General features: G+C 68.8%; 23 protein-coding genes. 8 read left to right on the forward strand and 15 right to left on the reverse strand.

What is annotated here, in order from left to right:
• Positions 1-39 precede the first annotated feature (39 nt).
• The 7 genes from upp to mutY all read right to left on the reverse strand — a co-directional run bounded on the left by upp (position 40) and on the right by mutY (position 7,037).
• Positions 40-669: a uracil phosphoribosyltransferase gene (gene upp / locus G0D83_RS03340; RefSeq protein ID WP_108968391.1), complete on the reverse strand. Its 630-nt coding sequence runs from the start codon at positions 667-669 to the stop codon at positions 40-42.
• On the reverse strand, positions 666-1,688 hold the full coding sequence (locus G0D83_RS03345; protein WP_164189502.1) for an adenosine deaminase: 1,023 nt from the start codon (positions 1,686-1,688) through the stop codon (positions 666-668). Before G0D83_RS03345 ends, upp begins: the two co-directional genes overlap by 4 nt.
• Complete coding sequence (locus G0D83_RS03350; RefSeq protein WP_235958002.1) at positions 1,685-2,893, reverse strand: phosphopentomutase; 1,209 nt, start codon at positions 2,891-2,893, stop codon at positions 1,685-1,687. The genes G0D83_RS03345 and G0D83_RS03350 overlap by 4 nt, the downstream gene beginning before the upstream one ends.
• The gene (locus tag G0D83_RS03355) at positions 2,890-4,179 is read right to left on the reverse strand and encodes a thymidine phosphorylase (RefSeq protein ID WP_164189506.1); all 1,290 of its coding nucleotides are present in this window, start codon (positions 4,177-4,179) and stop codon (positions 2,890-2,892) included. The genes G0D83_RS03350 and G0D83_RS03355 overlap by 4 nt, the downstream gene beginning before the upstream one ends.
• Entirely contained in the window at positions 4,179-4,571 is a 393-nt protein-coding gene (locus G0D83_RS03360) for a cytidine deaminase (protein ID WP_108968383.1), read from the reverse strand. The genes G0D83_RS03355 and G0D83_RS03360 overlap by 1 nt, the downstream gene beginning before the upstream one ends.
• A gap of 144 nt (positions 4,572-4,715) precedes the next feature.
• Entirely contained in the window at positions 4,716-5,858 is a 1,143-nt protein-coding gene (locus G0D83_RS03365; RefSeq protein WP_164189508.1) for an alkane 1-monooxygenase, read from the reverse strand.
• Between the two features lie 123 nt (positions 5,859-5,981).
• Positions 5,982-7,037, reverse strand: a complete 1,056-nt coding sequence (mutY, locus tag G0D83_RS03370; protein ID WP_164189510.1) for an A/G-specific adenine glycosylase — start codon at positions 7,035-7,037, stop codon at positions 5,982-5,984.
• A gap of 86 nt (positions 7,038-7,123) precedes the next feature.
• On the opposite strand from mutY, the gene G0D83_RS03375 reads away from it, so the two are divergent.
• The 3 genes from G0D83_RS03375 (at position 7,124) to G0D83_RS03385 (ending at position 9,040) form a co-directional block, all read left to right on the forward strand.
• On the forward strand, positions 7,124-7,633 hold the full coding sequence (locus G0D83_RS03375; protein ID WP_095883078.1) for a DUF721 domain-containing protein: 510 nt from the start codon (positions 7,124-7,126) through the stop codon (positions 7,631-7,633).
• Positions 7,634-7,718: 85 nt separating this feature from the next.
• Complete coding sequence (locus tag G0D83_RS03380) at positions 7,719-8,381, forward strand: DsbA family protein (protein ID WP_108968377.1); 663 nt, start codon at positions 7,719-7,721, stop codon at positions 8,379-8,381.
• Between the two features lie 179 nt (positions 8,382-8,560).
• Complete coding sequence (locus G0D83_RS03385) at positions 8,561-9,040, forward strand: CYTH domain-containing protein (RefSeq protein WP_164189512.1); 480 nt, start codon at positions 8,561-8,563, stop codon at positions 9,038-9,040.
• Between the two features lie 43 nt (positions 9,041-9,083).
• Here G0D83_RS03385 and G0D83_RS03390 read toward each other — a convergent pair whose 3' ends face one another.
• The 7 genes from G0D83_RS03390 to aroA all read right to left on the reverse strand — a co-directional run bounded on the left by G0D83_RS03390 (position 9,084) and on the right by aroA (position 15,577).
• Entirely contained in the window at positions 9,084-10,211 is a 1,128-nt protein-coding gene (locus G0D83_RS03390) for a saccharopine dehydrogenase C-terminal domain-containing protein (RefSeq protein ID WP_164189514.1), read from the reverse strand.
• Positions 10,208-11,269 (reverse strand): saccharopine dehydrogenase, encoded by a 1,062-nt coding sequence (locus G0D83_RS03395; RefSeq protein ID WP_164189516.1) that lies wholly within the window; start codon positions 11,267-11,269, stop codon positions 10,208-10,210. The genes G0D83_RS03390 and G0D83_RS03395 overlap by 4 nt, the downstream gene beginning before the upstream one ends.
• Positions 11,270-11,334: 65 nt before the next feature.
• Positions 11,335-11,988, reverse strand: a complete 654-nt coding sequence (locus G0D83_RS03400) for a histidine phosphatase family protein (protein WP_164189518.1) — start codon at positions 11,986-11,988, stop codon at positions 11,335-11,337.
• Between the two features lie 51 nt (positions 11,989-12,039).
• Positions 12,040-13,038, reverse strand: a complete 999-nt coding sequence (locus G0D83_RS03405; protein WP_164189519.1) for an aldo/keto reductase — start codon at positions 13,036-13,038, stop codon at positions 12,040-12,042.
• A gap of 2 nt (positions 13,039-13,040) precedes the next feature.
• Positions 13,041-13,664 (reverse strand): d(CMP) kinase, encoded by a 624-nt coding sequence (locus G0D83_RS03410; RefSeq protein WP_164189521.1) that lies wholly within the window; start codon positions 13,662-13,664, stop codon positions 13,041-13,043.
• Positions 13,665-13,722: 58 nt separating this feature from the next.
• Entirely contained in the window at positions 13,723-14,226 is a 504-nt protein-coding gene (locus tag G0D83_RS03415; protein ID WP_164189523.1) for a hypothetical protein, read from the reverse strand.
• 4 nt (positions 14,227-14,230) lie between these two features.
• Positions 14,231-15,577: a 3-phosphoshikimate 1-carboxyvinyltransferase gene (gene aroA / locus G0D83_RS03420; protein ID WP_164189525.1), complete on the reverse strand. Its 1,347-nt coding sequence runs from the start codon at positions 15,575-15,577 to the stop codon at positions 14,231-14,233.
• 216 nt (positions 15,578-15,793) lie between these two features.
• Here aroA and G0D83_RS03425 point away from each other — a divergent pair, with 216 nt between their 5' ends.
• The 4 genes from G0D83_RS03425 to G0D83_RS31815 all read left to right on the forward strand — a co-directional run bounded on the left by G0D83_RS03425 (position 15,794) and on the right by G0D83_RS31815 (position 19,504).
• On the forward strand, positions 15,794-17,011 hold the full coding sequence (locus G0D83_RS03425) for an MFS transporter (protein ID WP_235939399.1): 1,218 nt from the start codon (positions 15,794-15,796) through the stop codon (positions 17,009-17,011).
• Positions 17,012-17,265: 254 nt separating this feature from the next.
• The gene (locus tag G0D83_RS03430) at positions 17,266-18,204 is read left to right on the forward strand and encodes a sulfurtransferase (protein ID WP_164189527.1); all 939 of its coding nucleotides are present in this window, start codon (positions 17,266-17,268) and stop codon (positions 18,202-18,204) included.
• Positions 18,204-19,343 carry a YeeE/YedE family protein gene (locus G0D83_RS03435; protein ID WP_164189529.1) on the forward strand — a complete coding sequence of 380 codons (1,140 nt, stop codon included), beginning with the start codon at positions 18,204-18,206 and terminating at the stop codon, positions 19,341-19,343. The genes G0D83_RS03430 and G0D83_RS03435 overlap by 1 nt, the downstream gene beginning before the upstream one ends.
• Positions 19,340-19,504 carry a hypothetical protein gene (locus G0D83_RS31815; RefSeq protein ID WP_193989083.1) on the forward strand — a complete coding sequence of 55 codons (165 nt, stop codon included), beginning with the start codon at positions 19,340-19,342 and terminating at the stop codon, positions 19,502-19,504. Before G0D83_RS03435 ends, G0D83_RS31815 begins: the two co-directional genes overlap by 4 nt.
• A gap of 336 nt (positions 19,505-19,840) precedes the next feature.
• Here G0D83_RS31815 and G0D83_RS03440 read toward each other — a convergent pair whose 3' ends face one another.
• Entirely contained in the window at positions 19,841-20,596 is a 756-nt protein-coding gene (locus tag G0D83_RS03440; protein ID WP_164189531.1) for an SDR family NAD(P)-dependent oxidoreductase, read from the reverse strand.
• Between the two features lie 118 nt (positions 20,597-20,714).
• On the opposite strand from G0D83_RS03440, the gene G0D83_RS03445 reads away from it, so the two are divergent.
• Positions 20,715-21,629: a LysR substrate-binding domain-containing protein gene (locus G0D83_RS03445; protein WP_164189533.1), complete on the forward strand. Its 915-nt coding sequence runs from the start codon at positions 20,715-20,717 to the stop codon at positions 21,627-21,629.
• Positions 21,630-21,653: the final 24 nt, after the last annotated feature.

The raw sequence follows: 21,653 nt of genomic DNA on the forward strand, positions 1-21,653 counted from the left end.
TTGCATGAGCGCCGCGCAGCTGTAAAGCGTTGAGGGGGCTTATTTTGTGCCGAACATGCGGTCCCCCGCATCCCCTAGTCCCGGAACGATATAGCCTTTCTCGTTCAGCTTTTCGTCGAGCGAGGCGGTGATGATCGGAACGTCCGGATGCGCCTCTTCCATGCGCTTGACGCCCTCGGGCGAGGCGAGCAGGCACAGGAAGATGATGTTCTGCGCGCCGGCCTGCTTCAGCAGGTCGATCGCGGCAACCGAGGAATTGCCGGTGGCGAGCATCGGGTCGACGGCGATCACCGTGCGGTCCTCGAGGTTCTTCGGGACCTTGAAGTAATATTGCACCGGCTCCAGCGTCTCCTCGTCGCGGTAAAGCCCGACGAAGCCGACGCGGGCGGCGGGGATCAGCTCGAGGATGCCGTCGAGCAGGCCGTTGCCGGCGCGCAGGATCGACACCAGTGCCAGCTTCTTACCCTCGATGGTCGGGGCCTCCATGGCGCAGAGCGGGGTCTCGATCTGCTTGGTGGTGACGGGCAGCTCGCGGGTGACCTCATAGGCCAGCAGCAGGGAAATTTCGCGCAGCAACTTGCGGAACGACGCGGTCGAGGTGTCCTTCTCGCGCATCAGGGTGAGTTTGTGCTGCACCAGCGGGTGTTCGACGACGGTCAGGTGTTTCATGCGCTCTCCAGTCTTTTCAGCAGCGCCTCGCGCGTGTCGGCCGAGCAGAAGGCCGCATCTGCGGAGGTCTTGGAAATCTCGATGAAGTCCTCTTCTTCCCATCCGAAGGTGCGTGCAAGGTTTTCGTACTCCTGCACCATGGTGGAATGGAAAAACGGCGGGTCATCCGTCGACACGGTGACCCTGACGTCGCGATCGCGCAGCTTCTGGATCGGGTGCGCGGCCAGCGAGGGGTAGACACCGAGCCGCACGTTCGAGCCGGGGCAAACCTCGAGCGTGATGCCGCGCTCGGCGATGAGATCGACCAGCGCCGGGTCCTCGATGGCGCGCACGCCGTGACCGATGCGCTCGACCCCGAGATCCTCGATCGCCCGGCGCACCTCGGCCGCGCCGCGCCATTCGCCGGCATGTGTTGTCAGCCGCAACCCGGCCTCGCGGGCCATGTCGAAGCTGTAGGCAAAATCGCGCTGCTCGCCGCGGTTCTCGTCGCCGCCCATGCCGAAGCCGCAGATCCAGTCGCCCGCGGTCTCGGCGGCGCAACGCGCCGCGGCCTTGGCCTTCTCTGGGCCGAAGTGGCGCACGCAGGTGACCACGCCGCGCAAAGTGATGCCCATCTCGCGCTCGGCGCTGTCCGCCGCGTCCTGCATGGCGTGCAGATACTCGCGCCACGCACCCAGATCGCCGCCGCCGCAGAAGTCGGGCGAGATGAAGGTCTCGGCGTAGATCACGCCATTCTTCGCGCATTCCTCGAGCACGGCGCGGGTCAGCCGGGCGTAATCCTCGGGCGATTTCAGCACCGAGGTGGCCGCCTCGTAGACCTCGAGGAAATGCACGAAGTCGCGGTAGATGTAGGAGCCATCCTCGGCGAAAACGCCGTCGAGGCGCACCGTCTTCTCCTGCGCCAGCCCGCGGATGAAGGACGGCGGGGCCGCGCCCTCGATGTGCAGGTGCAGCTCGACCTTGGGCAAGCCCTTGATCCGGTGCAGGCTTTCCTCGTCGTGGTCTCTTGGGTCTCTCAAAGGAAGCTCCTTCCCGGTCCTTGTGCGGGCACCTTGAGGTGCGCCGCGATACTTGCCGCCACATCGGCGAATGCGATCTGCCCGATCTGCCCTGCCCCGCGCCCGTGCACAAGCACCGGGACCCGCTCGCGGGTGTGGTCGGTGCCCGTCCAGGTGGGATCGTTGCCATGATCGGCGGTGATCAGCAGCAGGTCGCCCTCGCGCAGGCGCGGCAGCAGTTTCCCGAGTTCCGTGTCGAACCATTCCAGCGCCCGCGCGTAACCTGACACATCGCGCCGGTGGCCGTAGAGGCTGTCGAACTCGACGAAGTTGGCAAAGGTCAGCGCGCCGTCCTCGGCGCTGTCCACGAGATCGGACAGGTGCCGCATGAGCGTGGCATCATCGCCCTTGCGGACCTCGTCGATGCCCTGCATCGAGAAGATGTCGCCGATCTTGCCGATGGCGTAGACGCGCCGCCCGGCGTCCTGCACCCAGTTGGTGAGGATCGGCTCCGGCGGCATGATCGCATAGTCGTGGCGGTTGGTGGTGCGCCTGTAGTTGCCCGGTGCGCCGACGAACGGCCGCGCGATGACCCTTCCCACCTTCATCTCGTGCAGGGTCGGCGCGATCTTCTCACAAAGATCGAGCAACCGCTCCAGCCCGAAGCTCTCCTCATGCGCGGCGATCTGGAAGACGCTGTCGGCCGAGGTGTAGCAGATCGGCCAGCCGCTGCGCTGGTGCTCCGGACCGAACTGGTCCAGCATCACCGTGCCCGAGCCGTGGCAGTTGCCGAGCGTCCCCTCGACCCCGGCGATCTCGCAGACCTCGGCCAGCAGCTGCGCCGGAAAGACCGGCTGCGCGACGGGGAAGTAGTGCCAATCCCAAGGGACGGGCAGGCCCGCCAGCTCCCAATGCCCGGAGGGCGTGTCCTTCCCCTTCGACCTCTCGGAGGCCGCGCCCCAGAGCCCCGAGGGCTCCGCGCCGAGCCCCGGCACCGCCTCGCCGCTGGCCAGCCGCGTGGCGACCCCCAGCCCCAGAGCATCCAGCACCGGCAGCCGCAGCGGCCCGCTGCGGCCCTCCTCGGCGCGCCCTTCGGCGCAGGCCTGCGCGATATGCGCCAGCGTGTTCGCCCCGGTGTCGGGCACACCCGCGTTGAAATAGGAGGCCGCATCCGGCGCGCCGCCGACGCCCACCGAATCCATCACCAGCAGAAATGCCCGCATCAGGCGATCCTTTCCCGCACCAAGGGGCCGACGTGCGGCGCCTCGCCGATCCGGACCGCCGCCGTGACCGCCCGCGCCGCCGCCTGCGCCGCCTCCGCGCTGGCCGCGTGGACCCGCGCCAACGGCTCGCCCTGTTCGAGTGACTGTCCGAGCCGCACCACCCGGGACAGACCCACCGAGGGATCGACCGGATCGCCCTCGACCTCGCGCCCGCCCCCAAGATGCACGACCGCAAGCCCCAGCGCCTCGCCGTCCATCGACGCCACATGCCCTGCGCCGGGCGCAGGCACGTCGACCACCACCGGCGCCTGCGGCAGCATATTCTGCCAGCCTTCGACAAAATCCACGGGCCCGCCAAGCCCATGCACCATGCGCCCGAACCGCTCCGCCGCCGCGCCGCTTGTCACGCTCTCGCGCAGCCGCGCTTCGCCGCCGTCGATCCCGGCCCCCGTCAGCAGCTCGGCGCCAAGCGCCACGGAGAGCTCCAGCAGCGGCCCTCCGGCGCCCTCGGTCAGCACCTCCATGGAGGCGCGCACCTCCAGCGCATTGCCGAGCGCATCGGCGAGCGGCTGGTCCATGCCGGTGATCAGCGCCGTCGTCCGGCACCCCGCCGCATTCGCGGTGCCGACCAGCGAGCGGGCCAAGGCGCGTGCCTCCTCCATGGTCTTCATGAAGGCACCGGACCCCACCTTCACATCCAGCACCAGCCCTTCCAGCCCCGCCGCCAGCTTCTTCGACAGGATCGAGGCGGTGATAAGATCGAGCGACTCCACCGTCGCGGTCACGTCGCGGATGGCATAGAGCCGCTTGTCCGCCGGGGCGATCCCCTCCGAGGCCGAGACGATGGCGCAGCCCGCCTCGCGCAGCACCGCGCGCAGCCGGTCCTCCGAAGGGTCGGTCACGTATCCCGGGATCGCCTCGAGCTTGTCGAGCGTGCCACCGGTATGGCCAAGCCCGCGCCCCGAGATCATTGGGACGTAAGCCCCGCAGGCCGCCAGCATCGGCGCCAGCACGAGGCTCACGCAGTCCCCCACGCCGCCGGTCGAATGCTTGTCGAGCACCGGCCCCGGCAGATCCCAATGCAGGACGTGACCGCTGTCGCGCATGGCCAGCGTCAGCACAGCCCGCGCCTCCTCGGAAAGACCGCGCAGGCAGACGCCCATGGCAAAGGCGCCGGCCTGCGCCGCGCTCACCGTGCCATCGGCAAGCCCCTCGGCGAACCAGCGGAGCCCTTCGTCGGAAGGCGGCTCGCCCCGGCGCAGCGCCGCGATGACCGTGCGCGCGTCCATCAGACGCGGTCCATATGCCCCGCACCGAAGGCGCCGGGCAGCAGCTCGCCGACGGTGGTCTCCAGCGTCGCCCCGTCGGTGGTCGCGAGCGTCACCTTGGCATGGGACTTGCCGAACTCCGCGAGCTTCTGCCGGCAGCCGCCGCAGGGCGGCAGCGGGTGCTCGCAATCGGCGACGACATAGGCCTCGAGGAACTCGGTCTCTCCCGCGGCGACCATGGCGGCGATGGCGCCGGCCTCGGCGCATGTGCCCTCGGGATAGGCCACGTTTTCGACGTTGCAGCCGGCATAGATCGTCCCCGAGGGCGCCAGCAGCGCCGCCCCCACCTTGAACTTCGAATAGGGGACATAGGCGTTTTCACGCACCGCGCGGGCGGCTTTCTCGAGCGACATGGCGCACCTCATTGAGATTCTCCGCCCATGTTGCTGAGCGCACAGGCCGATTGCAATCCCCGCGCCCCCGCCGCCCCTTCTTCCAGGCCGAGATATCCCGCGGCGACGCGGGGATGTCGAACCCCTGCTGGTGTACCGCCCGCCTCAGGCCGAGCCCTTCGGCAGGGGCGTGCGCGCCTTGTTGTACGCCGACCAGTCCTCGATCTCCGGGTACCAGCTGCGCCGCCAGGCCCGCACCTTCGGATTCATCACCCGCCGCCAAACCGGCGGCACCATCGCCGCCATGGTCATCACCGGATAGCCGTAAGGCAGCTGCGGCGCCGCGCTCTCGGCGTAGGTCTGCAGCAGCGGGAAACGGCGGTCGGGCTTGTAATGGTGGTCGGAATGGCGCTGCAGGTTGATCAGCAGCCAATTGGTCGCCGTATGCGCCGAGTTCCAGGAGTGGTGCGGCTTCACATGTTCGTAGCGCCCTTCGCCGAGATATTTCCGGGTCAGCCCGTAGTGTTCGACGTAATTGGTCAGCTCGAGTTGCCAGATCGCCACCCCCGCCTGCACGAGGAACAGGGCAAGACCTCCCCAGCCGCCGAGCGCCACAGCAAGCCCCAGCATCGCCAGTTGCAGCACAAGATAGAGCCAGAACGGGTTGCGCCGGTGCCACCACGGCAGCCCTCGGCGGGCCAGAAGCCCCTTCTCGGCACGAAAGGCGGAGACCGGGCATTCGCGCAATACGCGCGGGTAATAGCGGTGGAAGCCCTCGTTGTAGCGCGCGGTAACGGGATCCCGCGGCGTGCCGACCCAAAGGTGATGCACCAAGAGGTGCTCGGAGCGGAAATGCGAGTAGAGCACCATGGCCAGCAGCCAGTCGCCCAGCCGCCGTTCGAGCCTGTTGCGCTGGTGCACAAGCTCGTGGGAGTAGACGATCCCCACCGTGCCGGTCATCACCCCGGTGCCGAAAAAGACGCCGAACTTCTCCCACATGGTCAGGGCCTGGTTGCCAGACACGTACCAGATCAGCGCAAAGAGCATGACGAACTGCACCGGCGCCCAGAGCATCACCCCCGCACGGTACCAGAAGAGCGCGCTCTCCTCGGTCTGCGGATCTGCGTTTTCCGTATTGAGCCCAAGCGCCGCATCCAGTGCCGAGAAAAGATACCAGGTGGCCAGCGGCGGCAAGATCACCCAGAGCCCGCCATTCAGCGCGCCGATCCAGATCAGCACCGGCAGCAGGTAGACCAGCCAAAACGGTGCGGCGGCGGTCCAGCGCGCCAGCTTCGTCGAAGAGATCATCGCCCCGGTTTCCCTCGTTACCCCCACGCGGGGCCCCGTTGTCACCGCTGACGCAGGCCGGGGCCTCTGGCGCCCAGCTTGTCGCGTGGCGCCGTGCCGGTCAATGCGGCGCGTCGGCGCCGTTCAGGACGACGTCAGGGCAAAGGCCTTGCGCATGACCGTCGGCAGGTCCCCGGCGTCGAAAACCTCGGCCTCGACGAACTCGCCGCGCTCGGGGCGCCGCTCCATCGGCACCAGCGCGGTCTTCACGGTCAGGCGCAGGTGAAAATGGGTGAAGGTGTGGCGGGCCTCGGTGTTGAGCGTCTTCCACTCGGCCCTGATCGGAGGCGCGTCGGCGGGAGCTTCCTCGGACCATTCCGAACCCGGCCAGCCCAGCATCCCGCCCAGCAGCCCACTGTCGGGCCGGCGCTCCAGCAGCCAGGCGCCGTCCACGCGCTTGACCAGATAGGCGATGCCGTGGCGCGTCGGCTTGCGTTTCTTCGGCGCCTTCTTCGGCAGCTCGGACTGCGTGCCCCGATCCCAGGCGGCGCAGGCGCTGCGCCAGGGGCAAAGCCCGCAGGCCGGGTTGCGCGGGGTGCAGATGGTGGCGCCAAGGTCCATCACCGCCTGCGCATAGTCGCCGGGCCGCTCTTGTGGCGTCAGCGCGGCGGCGTAGCTGGTCAGCAGGGGCTTCGACTGCGGCAGCGGCAGGTGCTCGTCGTGCAGCCGCGCCATGACGCGCTCGACGTTGCCGTCGACAACGGTCTCGGGCAGGTCGAAGGCGATCGCCGCCACGGCCGCAGCGGTATAGGGCCCGACCCCGGGCAAGGCGCGCAGACCCTCGAGCGTCTGCGGAAACACCCCGCCGTGCTCATCGGCGACGGCCCGCGCGCATTTCAGCAGGTTCCGGGCGCGGGCGTAATAGCCCAGCCCCGCCCAGGCGGCCATCACGTCGGCATCCTCGGCGGCGGCAAGGTCCGAGACCGTCGGCCAGCGCGAGGTGAAGGCCTCGAAATAGCTTTTCACCGCGGCCACCGTGGTCTGCTGCAGCATGATCTCGGACATCCACACCCGGTACGGGTCGGGCCTCACCCCCGCCGCCCGCGCCGCCGGGCTGACGCGCCACGGCAGCTCGCGCGCGTGGCGGTCGTACCAGGTGAGCAGATCTGCGGCCTGCGACGTGTCACGCTTGGCTGACATTCCCTTGATCATCGACGACAAAAGCGATTCCCTGCTGGCATGCGGATGCGGGGTCACTAGAATAGGTCCGCAGAGAGGGATTCAAGATGGCACGGCGCAACACCTCAACATACGGGTTCGCAAAAACCTCGGGTCTGCTCAACGCGCAGATCCGCAAGGCCAGCGAGAGCCGCGGCTTCGCGCAGTCGCGCCTGCTCACCCACTGGGACGAGATCGTCGGCGCCGATGTCGCCGCAATGGCCCGCCCGGTCGAGGTCAGCTACGCGCGCCAGCAGGGGCTGGGCGCGACGCTTACGCTGCTCACCACCGGCGCCATGGCGCCGCTGCTCGAGATGCAGAAGGAACAGCTGCGCGAGAAGGTCAACGCGGTCTACGGCTACAATGCCATTGCGCGCATCCGCATCACCCAGACCGCATCGAGCGGCTTCGCCGAGGGCCGCGTTGCCTTTGGCCACGCGCCGAAGGCCGAAAAGCCCGAGCCCTCGCCCGAGATCAAGGCCGAGGCCCACAAGGTGGCCGGAGACATCCATGATGACGGGCTGCGCGCCGCGCTCGAGCGCCTCGCTGGCAACGTCATCTCGAAATCGCGGCAATAGCGCCGCGCGGAAACAGGTGGCAAAAACGCCGCAGGCAGAAACGCGGCCCCGTGCCGCAGGCAAGGCAACCACAAGAGGACCTTACATGACCCGCATTCTTCCCGTCGCCGCGCTCGCGGCCGCAGTCGCCCTCGGGGGCGTCGCCCTGCCCGGCGCGGTCAGCGCGCAGGAGGCGAGCAGCGAGGCCAGCGCCGCCGAGACCACCGCGGAAACCGCTCCCGAGATCGTCGAGATGGTCAAAGGCGACGTGAACGCCCCCGTCGAGATCATCGAATACGCCTCCTTCACCTGCCCTCATTGCGCGCGCTTCTCCAACGAGGTGCTGCCGCAGATCGAAGAGAACTACATCAAGACCGGCAAGGTGAAGCTGGTTTACCGCGACGTCTATTTCGACAAGTACGGCATGTGGGCGGCGATGGTCGCGCGCTGCTCTCCCGAGAAGTTCTTCGGCATCTCCGACATGATCTACAAGACCCAGGGCGACTGGGTGAAGGCGGGCTCGGACCAGGGCATCGCCGACAGCCTGCGCAAGATCGGCCTGATGGCCGGCATCGGCAAAGACCAGCTCGACGCCTGCATGAACGACAGCGCCAAGCTCAAGGCTCTTGTCGGCTGGTACCAAGAGAACGCGACCCGCGACAACATCACCTCGACGCCCTCCTTCCTCATCGACGGCAAGTCCTATTCGAACATGTCCTACGACGACTTCGCCAAGGTGCTCGACGAGCATTACGAAGCAGCGCAATAAGCGCCTCCTCTGAGGCACAAAGGCGCGTCCCGCGGGGCGCGCCTTTTTCGTGACGCGGGCATCGCGTCAGCGGCGAAGATCACGGCCGCATCGCGTTTTCCGCTGTGGCCTTCGACCCGCTGCCACGCTATAGATCGCGCGCGTATTTCGCCTATTTTTTGATGACAACCGAGTGTCCCTTGGCCAAAGAAATCGAGCGCAAGTTCCTTGTCTCCAGCGATGACTGGAAATCCGGTATCTCCCGCAGCGAGCGGCTGCGCGACGGGCTCATCGCCGCCGAGGGCGGGCGCAAGGCCCGGGTACGCTTCTACGATGACTGCGCAACGCTCTGCATCAAGGGCCGGCGTGACGGGATGGCCCGAGACGAGTTCGAATACCCGATCCCGGCGCAGGACGCCGAGGAGATGCTCTCCGCCCATTGCACCGATGTCGTCGAGAAGACCCGCCACCACGTGCCCGCGGGCGCGCTGGTCTGGACGGTGGACGTCTACGAGGGGTTCCTGTCTGGCATCACCATCGCCGAAGTCGAATTGCCGGCGCTCGACACGCCGCTGCCCCTGCCCCATTGGGTGGGCCGAGAGGTCACCGGGCTACAGGACTATCGCAAGGTGAACATGGTTGCCGCGCGCAAGGCGCTGATCGGCTCGAGCGCGGCCTGAAGCGCGCTGGCGAGGCCCGTGCCCCGCCAGCGGCTCAGAGCCTTCAGCCGGCCTCGTCCACGCGCATCATCCGCTGCGCAAGGCTCTCGACCCCGCCCAGCCAGCGCGTGACCAACTTCGGATCCGACGGCGCCGCCGAGACGCCCGGCGTGATCTCTCGGTTCAGCACCGCCTCGATCGCCCAAGACACCGGCATCGACACCAGCCGCGCCATGGCCGAGCCGCGCGCGTCGCCCCAGGCGTCCATCACCCAGGTCTTGTGCCAGACCGTCTCGCCCGCCTTCTCGGCCTTCAGCGTCACGCAGAGCACCACGCGGTCAGGCTCGCCCTCTGCGTATTTGTTCTCGGCCAGCAGTTCGGAGGCCATCTGCGCCAGCCGTGCGTCGTCCGCCGTCTCGACCTCGGCGAAGACATCCTTCCACGCCTCGGACCAGCCGTTGAGCCGCAGCGTGCCGCGAACGAAGTCCTTCACTTTCCAGTCCTGCCCGAACTCGTATTGCTCGATGAAGGGCAGCGAGTCGCGGTTGGGGTAGACCTCGAAGCTCTCGGGCGGATCGAGCGGCGCGTCGTAGCGGCTCAGCGCATCCCAGGGGCGCTGGACGTTCAGCTCCTCGAAGTGGCGGATCGAGCGCGAGGGCGAGCGCAGCGCCTTCAGCACACCCACCGGCGCCCAGGAGAACTTGTAGCGGAAGGCGTTGGCCTCCTTCGGCACGCCGCCGCAGTAGCTCAGGAAGCTGATCTCGTTCTCGGGATCGAAGGCGTCCGAGGCGCGGTAGGCCGCGACGAGATCATGCGCCATCAGGTGATCGATCCCCGGGTCGAGCCCGACCTCGTTGACCAGAGCCACCCCGGCTTCCTTCGCCTTGGCGTCGAGCCCGCGCATCTCGGGCGAGATGTAGGAGGACGACACGAAATGCGCCTTCTTCTTGATCGCGATCTCGGCCAGCATCACGTGCCAGTCGCCGGGCAGCATCGAGACGATCACGTCGCCTTCCTGCACCGCCGACTCCACCGCCTCGGGGGCGAAGGCGAGGATGCGGTTGGTGATGTCGCCCACCGCCTCGCGGGCCTTGGTTTCGGTCCGGTTCCATACCATCACGTCGTGGCCGGCTTCGATCAGGCGTCGCAGCCCCGGGATGGATGAAAGTCCCGTTCCGCACCAATGAATCATGCAAGTTCCTCCTTGAGGTATCTGTCGTAGGTTGCCGCCGCCCGGCCCCAGACACCCGCGTCCATAGCGGGCAGGGTCAGCAGGTGCGGCAGCAGTTGCGCGGCGAAATCCTCCGAGCTCTCCCGGGGGAGAAGCGAGGGAAGGTTGTCGATCGCCATGACGTCGAGCGGCGGCTCCTCGTGAACCCGCAGCGCGGGGGCCTGCCAGTCGGTCACGTGGTCATAGACCTTCACGGGCGAGAAGTCACTGTCGGGGTCGCAGGCAATGTCACCGATGGCCCGAAGCTTGCGCGCGTCGGTGCTCGCCGAGGCGGGCACGAAGACCGGCGTGCCGGGATGGGCGAGGATGCAGTTGAAGAAGATCTCGTGCTCCAGCACCTCGGGGAACGGCCCGCCATGGGCGGTCTCGGCCATATCCCATCCGGTCACGGCGACGCCGAGCTTGCGGCAGAGATCCGACGCCCCGGTTCCCACGCGCCCAAGCGCGCCGATGACCAGCGCCTTGGGCCGCCCGCCGCCCGCCGCGTCGAGCACATCGGCGACCGCCGCCTCCATCGCCGCCGCCCCGGGCCAGACCGAGACCGGCCCGCAGAGGCCGCCACGCTTCTGCGCCGCATAGGCCAGCAGCGTCACCGCCGCGCCCGCATAGCCCGCCCAGTAGCCGAAGGCCGCAACGCGCCGCCCGTCCTCGCCCACGAGGTATTCCAGATCGTAGAGCGCCCCGCCGCCCGCCACGAAGCGCTTCAGCAGAACCTGCCCCGCCGGCTGACCCTTGAAGGCATGGCCGAACATGATGTGGCGGTGGCGCAGCGGCGTGCCGTCTTCGGGCAGTTCCTTGAGGCCGAAGATGATCGCCTCCTCGGGTGCCTCGGGCCAGCTGTTCTCGGGGGCGATCTCGGCACCCGCGGCGCGGTAGCCCTCGATGCCGATGACCCGGGAACGGCTTTCCTCGACGGTGACTCGCAGCCCCGCGGCGATCAGCGCCTTCACCCCCTCGGGGGTCACGCCCACCCGGTCCTCGTTCTGCCGCTGCTCCGCGCGCACCCAGAGATGTGTCATCCGTCTCTCCAAAGCCAAACTCCCCGCCTTGCTATCGAAAAGCAGACCTATGGGAAAGCCGGTGCTCAGAGATGTGTGCGTGCCAGTGACCGCTCCGAGCCTTCCAGATGCGGCACCGCGTTGAAAAGCGTCAGGCAGAGCCCGGTCGAGATCGGCTGGAAGCGGTGCAGCGAGGTGTTCTCGATGGCCAGGCAGGCATGCGCCAGCGCCTGCATCTCGAGCCCCATGGTCACCCGCATCGCCATGCCGATGAGCCCGCCCGATGTGACCACCACGGCCCGCCCTTCGCCCGCGGCGATCTCACCCAGCACGTCGCGCACCCGCCCCTCGAAATGCTCGAAGCTCTCGGGCACGCCCTCGAGCCGCCCCTCGCGCCAGTAGGTAAAAAGCGTCGGCAGGTGGCGGATGAACCCCTCGCGGTCCGGCGGCAGGGCGATGCCGTGCTGCTGGTCCATGAGCTGCGCCATGGTGAAATACTCAAGCTCGTTGAGCCGCGCGTCCCGCACCACGTCCAGCTCGATGCCCATCTCGGCCGCGGTCTCGCGGTGACGCTGCAGCGTGCCCGAGTAGGCGCGGGCGAAGACATCGCCGGTGCCGCGCAGGTGATCGCCAAGCCAGCGCGCCTGCTGCCGGCCCAAATCGCTCAGCCGGTCATAGCTGATCTCGTCCTTGGCATGGGTGTTGGCCTGCCCGTGCCGCACGAGGGTGACATGCGACATGCCCGCCCCTTTCCTGTTCGTGTGCGCCGGGGCGCAGGGCCCCGGCCTCTGTCAGCAGAAGTATTCCGGCCCGACCCGCTGCGCCGGCGAGTAGCGGTCGCCATGCGCCCAGCCGACCGGCAGCACCTCGTCGATCCGCGCCAGGTCGCTCTCGGTCAGCGTGGCGTGTAGCCCGCTCAGAAGCTCCTCGAAATGCGCCACCGAGCGCGTGCCCGGAATCGGGATCACGTGATCGCCGCGGCTGAGCAGCCAGGCGATCGCGAGCCCCGCCGCGGGCAGGCCCATCTCGGCGGCGAGCGCCCGGAAGCGCTCGGTGATCCCGAGGTTTGCCGACAGGTTCGGCGCCATGAACCGGGGGTTGGTCGCGAGGAAGGGGTTGGCGGCGATCACCTCGGCCCCGATTGGCTGGTCAGTCAGCAGCGAGCGGCCCACCGGCGAGAAGGCGACCAGCGCCGTGCCCAGCTCCTTGCAGGCCTGCACCAGCCCCAGCTCGACGAAACGCGTCGCCAGCGAATATTCCGACTGGACCGCGGCCACCGGATGCACCGCTGCCGCCCGGCGCAGCGAGGACGGCGCGATCTCGGAAAATCCGAAGCTCTTGATCTTGCCCTTCTTCACAAGCCCGGCGAGTGTCTCGGTGACCTCTTCGATGGGGCGGTCGGCCTCGCGGCGGTGGACGTAGAAAAGATCCACCTGCTCGACGCCGAGGCGTGCCAACGAGCCGTCGAGCTCGCCCTCGAGGTGCTCGGGCGAATTGTCGTAGCAGCGGTTGCCTGCCGCGTCCTTGGTGATCCCGGCCTTGGTGGCGATATGCAGCGTCTCGCGGGCGCCGGGGTTGGCCTTCAGCCAGGCACCGATCGCCTTTTCCGAGCGCCCCATGCCGTAGACGTTCGACGTGTCGACATGCACCACCCCCGAGTCGGCGGCGGCATCGAGCACCGCATGGGAATTCGCCTCGGTGGTCGGCCCGTAGAACTCGGCAAAGGACATGGCGCCGATGCCGAAGGCGGGAACCTCGGGGCCGCCGGGCCCCATGCGAACTGTCTTCATTGTCATCCTTTCAGGCGTTCTAAGCTGCGGGCCTCAACGGCCGATATGGCGGCGGCCACGGCGGCCTCGACGTCCAGCTCCGAGGTGTCGATCATCTGCGCATCCTGCGCCGGTTTCAGCGGCGCATCGGCGCGGGTGGCGTCGCGGTGGTCGCGCTCGCGGGTTTCGGCCAGCACGGTCTCGAAATCGGTCTCGGCGCCACCGGCCACCAGCTCCTCGAAGCGGCGCCGGGCGCGGACCTCGGCGCTGGCGGTGACAAAGAGCTTGGCCTCGGCCTCGGGGCAGATCACCGTGCCGATGTCGCGCCCGTCGAGCACCGCGCCGCCGTCGCGGCGGGCAAAGGCGCGCTGGAAGTCCAGAAGCGCGGCGCGCACCTCGGGGATGGCAGCGACGCGCGAGGCCGCCTGCCCTACCGCGGCGGTACGCAGCCCCTGCACCTGAAGGTCGGTCGGCAGCAGTTTCTGCGCCGCGCGGATCGGATCGACCCCGTCGAGCATCTTGCGCCCCACGGCGCGGTAGAGCAGCCCGGTGTCGAGATGGGCAAAGCCGAAATGCGCGGCAACCGCGCGGCTGATCGTGCCCTTGCCGGCAGCCGCCGGCCCGTCGATGGCAATGGTAAAGGCCATGGCCGTCCCTTTCTTTCAGATCGCGGCCTTTATGACCGCCGCCGGGAAGGGCCGCAAGTTACCTGCCGCGGCCCTGCCGCCACAGGCCGAAAAGCCCCACCGCGCAGACCGCAAGCAGCAGGAACTTGAGCCGGGTGAACAGGCTCGACCAGTCGACCAGCGCATGATCGAGCGCCACCGGTCCGCGCAGCAGCATCTCGTTGATCAGCAGGTTCTCGGCGGCATCCGCGCCGATCCAGGCAAGCGCCAGCAGCAGGAAGATGCCGCGCCGCCACCAGGCCCGCCCGCGCGACAGCACCCAGGCCCCCATCAGCAGCGTCAGCCCGAAGACCACGCGAAAGGCCAGACCCAGCCAGTGCATCTCGAGCAGGTAGACCGAACGCGCCTCCCCGCTCAGCGCCAGCAGGTAGCGCTGCGCCTCGGCCGCGGTATAGCCCAGCATTCGCACATCGAAGGGCGCCTGTCCGCCTGCGCCGGGCCAGAGCACGCTCACCGCGTAGTAGCCCATGCAGATGAACAGCGCGGCGGCCAGCGCCGCGACGTAGGGCAGGATGCGGCGCAAGCGCTCAGGCCTCGCGGATGAGATCGGCGCCCAGCCCGGTCATCAGCGCCTCGAAGATCGGGAAGGAGGTGGCGATCGGCCCGCCGTCATCGACCCGCACCGGCTGTTCCGTCGCAAGCCCCAGGACGAGGAAGGACATGGCGATGCGGTGGTCGAGATGGCTCTGCACCGTCGCCCCGCCCTTCACGTCTCCGAAGCCGCGGCCGTGCACCGTCCACCAGTCGTCGCCCTCGTCCACCGCGACGCCGCTCGCGCGGAGGCCGGTCGCCATGGCGTCGATCCGGTCGCTTTCCTTGACGCGCAGTTCCTTGACGCCGGGCATGTGGGTCTTGCCTTGCGCAAAGGCCGCGACCACCGAAAGCACCGGGTATTCGTCGATCATGCTCGCGGCGCGCTCGGCGGGCACCTCGATGCCCTTGAGGTCCGGCGAGAACTTCGCCCGCAGGTCGGCGACGGGCTCGCCGCCCTCCTCGCGCATGTTCTCGAAGGTCAGATCCGCGCCCATGTCCTGCAGGGTGAAGAACAGCCCCGCGCGGGTCGGGTTGAGGCCGATGTTCGGCACCAGCACGTCCGAGCCCTCGGTGATCAGCGCGGCGCAGACCGGGAAGGCCGCCGACGAGGGATCACGCGGCACGATGATGGTCTGCGGTTTCAGCTCGGGCTGGCCGACAAGGGTGATGACGCGGCCCTCCGACGTCTCTTCGGTGGTCACGGTCGCGCCGAAGCCGGTGAGCATCCGCTCGGAATGGTCGCGGGTCGCCTCGCGCTCGATCACCACGGTCTCGCCCGGGGCGTTGAGCCCGGCCAGCAGCACCGCCGATTTCACCTGCGCCGAGGGCACCGGCGTGGCGTAGCGCACCGGGATCGCCGCCTCGGCGCCGACGATGGTCATCGGAAGCCGCCCGCCCTTGCGCCCGTAGGCGCGCGCCCCGAAAAGCGCCAGCGGGTCGGTGACCCGCGCCATCGGCCGGGAGTTCAGCGAGGCATCGCCAGTGAAGGTGGCGGTGATCGGGGTGGTCGCCATGGCGCCCATGATCAGCCGCACGCCGGTGCCGGAGTTGCCGCAGTCGATGACATTGCCGGGCTCGGCGAAGCCGCCGACGCCGACGCCATGAACGTGCCAGGTGTCGTCGCGCTTCTCGACCTCGGCACCGAAGGCGCGCATCGCCTTGGCGGTGTCGAGCACGTCCTGCCCCTCGAGAAGACCGGTCACCTTCGTCTCGCCCACCGCCATCGCGCCGAGGATCAGCGAGCGGTGCGAAATCGACTTGTCGCCCGGCACATGCGCCTCGCCCTTAAGGCCCGCGGACTTGCGGGCAATCATCGGAATGGGGTCCCCGTGGCTCGACATGGCGCCTCTCCTGTTATCGCTCGCGCGCCTGATAGCAGCGCGATGCGCCTGCGTCCATCGCCCGCGCGCCGCCAAAGGACGCAGCGGCAGGCGCTGTTGTGCCCAATCCCCCATCCGCGTCTTGCCTCGCCTGCCGCAGCGTCCTAGGTATGCCCGCAGGGAGAGAGAGACACAGCCGGAATCCCTCCCGATTCCCGACAGACACGATGGATTGGCATGACCCACAGAGCGGCCGAAACCGCGCCTGCCTCGATGGCCGGTGTCGAAAGACAGATTTCGTCGCGCATGGTGCTCTTCGCGCTGGCGATGGGCGGCTTTGCCATCGGCACCACCGAATTCGCCGCCATGGCGCTGCTGCCAAACTTCGCCCGTGACCTCGGGGTCAGCGAGGCCCGTGCCGCGGACGCGATCAGCGCCTATGCGCTCGGCGTGGTTGTCGGCGCGCCGATCCTTGCCGTGGCCGGGGCGAAGATGCGCAAGCGCATGCTGCTGATCTGGCTGATGCTGGCCTTCGCCGCCTTCAACACGCTCTCGGCGCTGGCCCCGACCTTCGGGCTCTTCACCCTGTCGCGCTTCGCCTCGGGCCTGCCGCATGGCGCCTATTTCGGCGTCGCGGCGCTGGTGGCCGCCTCGATCGTGCCGCGCAACAAGCGCGCCACGGCGGTCTCGCGGGTATTTCTCGGGCTGACCATCGCCACCACCATCGGCGTGCCCGCCGCGAGCTGGCTCAGCCAGTTCTTCGGCTGGCGCTCGGGCTTCGTCATCGTCGGTGCGCTGTCGCTGGCGACGGCGCTGGCGGTCTACCTCAAGGCCCCCCGCACCCCCGCCGATCCGGACGCCAATCCGCTGCGCGAACTCGGCGCGCTGAAGAACCGGCAGGTCTGGCTGACGCTGGCCACCGGCGCCGTCGGCTTTGGCGGCTTCTTCGCGGTCTATACCTACATCGCCTCGACCGTGCAGACGACGCTCGGCGCCTCTGACGACATGGTGGCGCTGATGCTGATGGTCGCGGGCTTCGGCATGACCATCTTCAACCTCGCGATGGGCGCGCTGGCCGACCGCAACCTGAACGTCACCGCCTTCGCCTCCTTCGGCGGCGGCGCCATTGTGCTGGCCCTCTTCCCGGCGGCGGTGTCGGGCGGGCTCTGGACCATGGGCCTCGCGGTGCTCTGCATGAGCATCCTCGGCGGCGTCTCGACGGTGATGCAGACCCGTCTGATGAACGTCGCCGGAGAGGCCCAGCAGCTTGCCGCCTCGCTGCACCACGCCGCCTTCAACGTCGCCAACGCAGTGGGGCCGTTCCTTGCCGCGCGGGTGATCGCCGCGGGTCACGATTTCCCCGCCTCGGGCTATGTCGGCGCAGCGCTGAGCGCCGCGGGCTTCGGGCTCTTCGCGCTCACGCTCTGGGACGCGCGCCGCAGCGGGCTCGAGTAAGGCCGAAGGAACAGGGGTCCGCCCACTTCCACGAACCGCTGGATCAAATAAGAACGTTGTCGTCAGGCAGGGCGAGCAGCCGGGAAACTCTCCCGTCCGGGCCGCCACGCCAAATCAGCCGTCCACGCGCGACCTGCACGGCGGAGCGCTGTTCCGCGCGCGCCTTGCCCGCACCCCCGCGCGGGCCTTGCCGCCCGGCCCCGTCAGACCGAAATAAGGCCGCAAAACGAACACCCTTACCAAGAGGCCCTCTCATGACCTTCAAAGCGATCGCCCTTTCCGCTGCGATCACCGGGCTTTCCGCAACCGGCGCACTTGCCGCCGACCTCGCCCCGCTCGTCAGCCCCGCCGAACTTGAGCGCGCTCTCACCGAGGCGGATGCGCCCCAGATTCTCGACATCCGCGGCGACGCCTATGCCGACGGCCACATCGCCGGTGCCGTCTCGGCCCCCTACGGGCTGTTCCGCGGCCCCGAGGACAACCCTGGCGCGACGGTGCCGGTGGACCAGCTCGAGACCACCTATGAAAAGCTCGGCCTCGCGCCCGACGCGCAGGTGGTCATCGTCTCGCAGGGCGACACCGACACCGATTTCGGTGCCGCCGCCCGCGTCTACTGGACCCTGAAGAGCTCGGGCTTCACCGAGCTGTCGATCCTCAACGGCGGCGCGCAGGCCTGGGTCAACACCGGCCTGCCGCTCAGCAAGGACGCGGTGACCCCCGAGCCCACCGAGCTCGACATCACCTGGAACAACGCCTGGACCGCCGAGACCCCCGAGGTCGCCGACGTGGTCGATGGCGGCCACGAGGCGCTGCTGCTCGACGCCCGCCCCGCCGCCTTCTTCGAAGGCAAGAAGGCCCATGGCGCAGCCGCCAAGCCCGGCACCCTGCCCGGCGCCGAGAACTACGCCTACACCAAGTTCTTCCAGAGCGGCGCCACCGCCATCGGCCAGATCTCCGACGTGCAGGCGCTGAAGACCTCGCTCGGCATCACCGAGGGCAAAGAGATCGTCTCCTTCTGCAACACCGGCCACTGGGCCGCGACCAACTGGTTCGCGCTGAGCGAGATGGCGGGCATCGAGAACGTCAAGCTCTACCCCGGCTCGATGGTCGAATACTCGCAGACCGGCGGCGAGATGCAGAACGCCCCGGGCCTGTTCAGGAACCTGCTGAACCAGGTCACCGGGGGCAACTGATGCGCCAATCCGTCACCCAAGGCGCGGCACCGGCCGCGCCCGCAGGGGCCATGCCGCAGCGCGCCGGGTTGATCCTCGGCGCGCTCGTCATCGTGGCCCTCGTCGCACTCTTTGCCGGCGCACGCTACGGGCTCCTGTTGGCCATCGGCCTCGGCTTCGGCATCGCGCTCGAGGGACTGCGCTTCGGCTTCGCCGGGCCGTGGCGGGCGATGATCCAGCGCCGCGAACCCTCGGGCGTGCTGGCGCAGCTGCTGTCCATCGCTCTGGTCGCCGTGGTCGCCATCCCGCTGCTGTCGAGCCATGCGGGGGAACTGGTCGGCGCGCAGGCGCCCATCGGCTTTGCCATGGTCGGCGGCGCCTTCGTCTTCGGCGCCTGCATGCAGATCGTTCTGGGCTGCGGCTCGGGCACTTTGGTCAACGCCGGAAGCGGCAACCCCGTCAGCCTGCTGGCCCTGCCCTTCTTCGCGCTCGGCAGCTTCGCCGGGGCCTGGAACCTGATCTGGTGGACCGATCTCGGCGCCCTGCCCATCCTGAGGCTCTCGGGCGTTCCGGGGCTTGGCGTCACGCTGGTGCTACTGGCCCTCGCCGCGGCGATCTTCCTCTGGCGCGCCGCGCCGGGCTCGGTCAAGCTGAGCCGCCGGCATGCGCTTGCCGCCGTCGTGCTGGCGGCGCTCGCCATCGGCAACCTGCTGGTCGCGGGTCAGCCGTGGGGGGTGGTCTACGGGCTTGGCCTCTGGGCCGCCAAGGGGTTCTCCGCACTCGGCGGAGATCTCTCCGGCTCCGCGTTCTGGGCGGCCCCCGGCTCGATGGAGCGCGTGCAATCGAGCGTGCTGACGGACTACACCTCGCTGACGGACATCGGCCTTATCCTCGGGGCTTTCGGCGTCGCCGCCTGGCGCCGCGGCGCGCTGGCGGCCAAGCTGCCGTCCTATCCGGCGCGCGCCTGGGTCGCGACCATCGTTGCGGGTTTCCTGCTTGGCTATTCGTCGCGGCTGGCCTTCGGCTGCAACGTCGGGGCGTTCTTCTCGGGCATCTCCACCGGCAGCCTGCACGGCTGGGTCTGGTTCGTCGCCGCCTTCGCCGGGGCCTTCCTCGGCATCCGGCTGCGCCCGGCGCTGGGGCTGGAGGCGCGGACATGACCCGCAGCCTCACCGCCGCGCTCGCGCTCACCTTCGTTGCGGCGCTGCTGGCCTTCGATCTGGCCAGCACGCCGCCGAACCCCTACCAGGCCCCCGCCCTGCTGGCCTTCGGCTCGGGCGCCGTGGCCTCGGGCGGCTTCTGCGGCGCCTTGCCGGACTGACCGCGAACATTCAGCATCTGAAGCGGGGCGGCCAATGATGGCCGCCCCGCTTTCGTTAACCCGCGTCCTCGGGGAGCCCCGCGAAAGGCCCATAAGACTGGCCAAGCGTGACCCTACGACAGCGCAAATCTTCATAAAAGTTTACAAAAAATTAACTCTGCGGCGGATAGTCCAAAGGTAGGGCAGTTACCAAGCTGAGTGGTTATTTTCCTCCCCCTGCACACCCTTGGGATCAACCGCGTATCTCCGTGCGGCCCAAGGGTCATTAATGCCTTTTCAGCGATCCCTTTGCAGCACCGGTGCACCCCCTGTCCCCGCGGGGACAGGGGGCCGCGATCAGAGCCCCTGGCCTCCCGACAGTTCCACCCGCTGCCCGCTCATCCAGCCAAGCCCACCGTCCAGCAGCGCCGCGACCCCGGCGCCGATGTCCTCCGGCGCGCCGACCCGGCCAAGCGCCGTCATCTCCGCCACCCGCGCGTTCAGCTCGGCGTTGTCGCGCACCGCGCCGCCACCGAAATCCGTGGCAATGGCGCCCGGGGCAAGACAGTTGACGCGAATACCGCGCGGTCCAAATTCCTGCGCGGCGTAGCGGGTCAGCACCTCCACCGCGCCCTTCATCGCCGCATAGGCCGCGTAGCCCGGCAGGGTGAACCGCGCCAGCCCGGACGACACGAAAAGCACCGCGCCGCCTTCGGCAATCCGCGGGGACAGCGCCCGGGTGAGCAGGAAGGGCGTGCGCAGGTGCACCCGGTAGAGCAGGTCGAGCTGCTCGGGCTCGGTGCCGAGGATGCTGGCGTGCACGCCGAGACCGGCGTTGTTGACCAGGTAATCCACGGTGTCGCGGCCGAAATGGCGCGTCAGCTCCTCTGCCAAAGTGGCGGCGAAACCCGCGATGTCGCCGCCGTCGGCATCGAAGGGCAGCATTGCTGCCCGCACGCCGAGCGCTTCGATGTCGCGCCGGGTCTCTGCGGCGGCCTCTGCAGAGCTGTTGTAGGTGCCGATCACCTCGACGCCCGCGCGGGCAAGGTGCAGCGCGGCAGAGCGGCCGAGGCCGCGGCTCGCGCCGGTGATGAGAGCAATCTTGCGGGTCATGGGGTCATCTCCTGTCCCTGGGGGGCGGCACATCCGCCCCTTCCTGCGCCAGAGATAGATTGCGATCCTCGTGCGATAAATCGTACAGAGTCGCATGGACTATTCGGATATCCGAACAATGCAGCAGATCGACCTCAATTCGCTGGCGCAGTTCGTCACCCTGGCGCGGCATCTCAACTTCCGCCGCGCGGCAGCCGAGCTGGCGATCTCTCCCTCGACGCTGAGCGAGCGGATCCGCGAGCTCGAGGCGCGGCTCGGGGTGCGGCTGCTCAACCGCAACACCCGCAGCACCTCGCTCACCGAGGAGGGCGAACGCCTGCTCGCCCGCGCCGGTGATGCCGTGGCGGTTCTGGGCGAAGCCGCCGCCGCCGTCGGCAACGGGGCGCAGGCCGCGCTCACCGGGCGCATCCGCATCAACGGCCCGGCCCCGGCGATCGAGCTGCGGCTGATGCCTCTGGTCGCCTCGTTTCTCGCCCGCCACCCCGGGGTGCGCATCGAGGCGGTGAGCGAGGGGGATCTCGTCGATGTGGTGGCCCGCGGCTTCGACGCCGGGCTGCGCTACGACGAGGCGCTGGCGCAGGACATGGTGGCGGTGCGGGTGGGGGCCGACCAGCGCATGCTGGTCGCCGCCGCGCCCGAGTACCTCGCCCGACACGGCCCCCCGGAGCACCCCGAGGCGCTGGCCCGCCACGCCTGCATCACCCATGTCTTCGGCACCGGCAATATCCTGCCCTGGTCCTTCGAGAAGGATGGGCAGGCGCGCGACATCACCCCGCAAGGGCGGCTCGCGGTGAACAGCTCTGCCGCCGCGCTGGTGGCCGCCCGCGCCGGGCACGGGCTCGTGTATGCCTTCGACGACTACCTCGCCGAGGATCTCCGCAGCGGCCGGCTGGTGGCGGTCCTCGAGGACTGGACCCCGCCCTTTCCCGGCCCATCGCTCTATTTCACCGAGCGGCGGCTGATGCCCCCGGCCCTGCGCGCCTTCGTCGACCACGTGAAGGCCGAAGGGAAGGCCCAGGCCGCGCGGGGGTGAGCCACCTTGTGCGCGCGGCGTGAG

Origin of the sequence: Salipiger sp. PrR003, from assembly GCF_010500785.1 — a bacterium.
In the GTDB taxonomy this organism is placed as follows: domain Bacteria; phylum Pseudomonadota; class Alphaproteobacteria; order Rhodobacterales; family Rhodobacteraceae; genus Salipiger; species Salipiger pacificus_A.